This is a genomic window from Chryseobacterium contaminans (genome assembly GCF_001684955.1).
Classification (GTDB): Bacteria; Bacteroidota; Bacteroidia; order Flavobacteriales; family Weeksellaceae; genus Chryseobacterium; species Chryseobacterium contaminans.
In genome coordinates, this window is sequence record NZ_MAYF01000162.1 from 1 (window position 1) to 3,521 (window position 3,521).

Sequence of the window (3,521 nt, forward strand, 5' to 3'; positions counted from 1 at the left end):
GGGCTTGTGCTGAAGAACTTATCAGCAACAGGCCTACAGGAATGAGTATTTTTTTCATCGTTTGTTAGTTTTTGTAGTTATATTTCATTTCCTTTACTATCTTTCCGTTAGCATCCACAACTTTTTCTAATCTATTAGCTGAATCGTAGAGATAATTTTCCCTGATTCCCGATGGTGGGGTAATACTTCTTACTCCAATTAGCGGATCATAAGTATATGTTGTTATACTATAATTTTTAAGGACATCCTGGTTTCTGAATGCATCCAAAACAGCCATCAATTCTTTTTCTGTTGCGGTATCCACATCAGCGTTGGATTTAGCAATAATATCAGCGGCAAGACTTACCACCTGCTGGTAGGTTGCTCCTTCAATTTTTGCAATGGGAAGAGTGTTGTTGTAGCCCCAGATAATGGCTGTAGGAATGCTTCCTTTGGTAGAATACTGCAATATATTTCCTTTTACATCGTATTGTTGATATTCTATTGTGGTATTTGCAGAATTTGAATTATCATGGTCAAATTTCTGTGTTGCAACGGGAAGGATCAAGTTATTGGTGGATGCGTTTTTAGCGTATACCGTTTTTGTTTTTGAAATGGTTTTGCCGTTTTCTTTGGTTTCTGTCTGGAGCGGAATGCTTACCATATTGGCAGAAATCATATCGGTATTATTTTGTTCCGCGGCATACTGATAATTCGATTCTATAATGGAGCCATCAGAAAATATGACCTTCTGGGAAGTTATATTGTAATGATTTGGGCTATTATAAAAATACTCTGTTTGAGTTTTGATAGAATTCGCGCCAAAATAATCTATAGTTTCCGTTTTATCAATACTGAAAGTATCTGTAATAAAGGGATAAAACAGGTAGCTGTAAAATGGTGTGGCATTCTTTTTTCGTGCTTCAAAATATCCCCCAAAATTATATATAGAAAATTTATTTTTACTGGTATATTTGTTAGTTACTGAACGCAGGAGATTATTATTTTCATCAAAATCATTTTTGTATAAAAGCAATCCGTTCCTCCAGCTAAATACACTGGCGGTAAAATCTACGTTAATGGTTCCTTCCGTACCATATTCAGGATCTGTCTTCATGTCAAATGTGTATGAATACTCTGTACGTCCCAGTGTTCTTGATTGTGCGTCTATTCGCTTTTCGGTAACCTTATCATAAATGACTGAAGCCATGGCAAGGTTAGCCAAAGGAGAGACTGGCATACTGCTTATTTTAGATTCGGAAAACTCAAGACCCGCTGTGTAGTTAAATACAAAAACAGGATAATCCATTATATTACCACTGGATACAGTTTTTCCATTTTCAATGTAGTCATATTCATATTGTTTTGTTAGTACCGGACTTCCATCCGAATCAAAAAGCTTAATACTTCTTGTTCTAAGGCCTCCAACAATAAGGTTAAAAGGATCATCTACAAGTTCATCCCAGTAAGCAACAACGCTGAACCCCATAGTCTGGCTACTCCCATCTCCTGTTTTTAAAGCAATAACATCATATTCTCCCTTCGGCAGGTTAAGGGACAACTTAGACTGTGCTATGGTCATATTTGTAGAATTATTAACCCCTACTATTTTTACGGTATATTTACAATCAGTGTTATTTAGTTGATTGGTACAACCTTCTATATTAGTCATTAATGTAATAGGACTGCCCGGACGGTTGATTGATAATCTCTGTCTGTACTCCGGCTTATCTATTACAGTAACATTACCCGGACCAAAATCTTTGTCTGCTTCAAGCCAGAAATTTTTGGTTTCAGTTTCTCCGTACTTAAAAACAGCTGGGCGTATAACCCTGGAAACGCGATTCGATTCATATTCGTAAATGCTATAACCCCCAGTTGGGTAAATAATTTTTTCAAGTATACAGGCTTTGGCATATTCCAGAGAAACATTTCTATTTGCTGTCCCGGTATCTGTTTGATAACCCACTATTCTAGGAATCAGTTCCGAATTGCTTTGTCCGTTGTAAAATCCCCATGCATCTTGTGAGTAGCTGTATTTACTGGGAAGCTTTACCGAATTGTAAATAAATTCATATTTCTGTGGCTTGGGATCTGTACCGTTGTAAATATTTACATTATCCAATTTAAGCCTGTATCCATCCTCTGCAAAATAATAATAATGATCGTAGGGTTTTGAATTGTCAGAAATAAAATAGCTGTAATTAAAAATTACTTTTTTTATAAATTTTCCATTTTCTTTCACCCTAATCTCTTTCAAGGCTTTGTTATTAGCTAAGTCTTGCCTATTGGCAATGTCCTCAATAAATTCAATCTCAGTTGTATTGTATTTGATTTTTTCCAAGGACATAGCAGTTATTCTTCTATAATTGTAATTGCGGTAATTAACTTTTATATTAGGAAAAAATTTTACCGCAGATTCACCTCCTTTAGAATAATATTGGTAAGTCGGATTTTGTTTGTATTGGAATTCTAAAACATTATTTTTAGTATCTTCTATTTTAACGAGATACCACGTCAGAATATGACGAGGCGCGTTGCTGGGGCCGCCAGACGCTCCAGGTTCATCGCTTGCAAGGGTAATAGTCTGCGATAAATCAGAATACTCTACTTTATTGTTTGTTCCGAAATAATACTTCATGCCACCCGTATCTGTCAATATCCAGGAAATAATTTCGGTTCCGTTATATTGTGGCTCCAGTTTTGCTTTGCTTAAAGGAGCCTGTACAAATCTTGCATTTTGTTTATCATAAAAAAAGCGGAACTGCAGTCCGTTTGCGCTCACTGTATATTCGTCAGGCTCTGCATCAATATATTCCTTCTGATTAAACAGCATATTACCCTGTTCACTATCATGAACCATCGTCTTTAATTGAGCTATATTGTAAGAAGTATACATATATCCGCTTCCAGCCACATCGTCAGGAAGATCTTTCACGGTACGGGTAATCATTCCCATTCCGCTCATATTCCAGCCTAAGCCGGTTTTTCCCGCCATTTCTTCCACTCGGATACCGCCTGCCTGGTATTGTAAACTGAGAGGATAAGAAAGCTCATTACTTACTGTAAGATTGTAAACAGGAATTGCAATTTCAGGAATCCCCCGGCTTAGGGTCATAGGCTGATCTATAAATTTACCTATGGAAGATACTTCCGGTGTAGGAGGAAATACAATAGACCTGTCTGTCTGTCCAGCTAATCTGTTTATCATCAATAGCATTACAGATAAGAATAATACTCTTTTTTTAATTTTCATTTGTATTCTATTTTTTAATCAGCTTTGCATTCGCTGTTTTATTGTTATCTGTTTTTATCGTCACCAAATAAGCACCCTGCACCAAAGCCTGGGTATTCATCTTAGTCACTCTGTTCCTGGTTTTAAAGTTCTGAAGCTGTCTTCCGCTCATATCATACAGCATAATATCTGCTTCTTTAAAATCAAAGCCAATTTCTACGTATGCATAGTCTGATACAGGGTTTGGATAGATCTTGATGTCATACTTTTCAATCAGATCATTCACCTGTTTGTCACCAAGCTTTAC

Annotated in this window: 2 protein-coding genes; both read right to left on the reverse strand. The window is 36.5% G+C overall.

Going from position 1 to position 3,521, the window contains the following annotated elements; all coding sequences use genetic code 11:
- Positions 1-64 precede the first annotated feature (64 nt).
- Positions 65-3,235, reverse strand: a complete 3,171-nt coding sequence (locus BBH99_RS10510; protein WP_123873126.1) for a hypothetical protein — start codon at positions 3,233-3,235, stop codon at positions 65-67.
- A gap of 7 nt (positions 3,236-3,242) precedes the next feature.
- Positions 3,243-3,521: T9SS type A sorting domain-containing protein (locus tag BBH99_RS10515; RefSeq protein ID WP_131799215.1), on the reverse strand; the 279-nt coding region annotated here is incomplete at its 5' end.

Bases quoted from the DNA above. Each gene is read 5' to 3' on its own strand.
- BBH99_RS10510 (WP_123873126.1), bottom strand. From the start codon at position 3,235: ATGAAAATTAAAAAAAGAGTATTATTCTTATCTGTAATGCTATTGATG.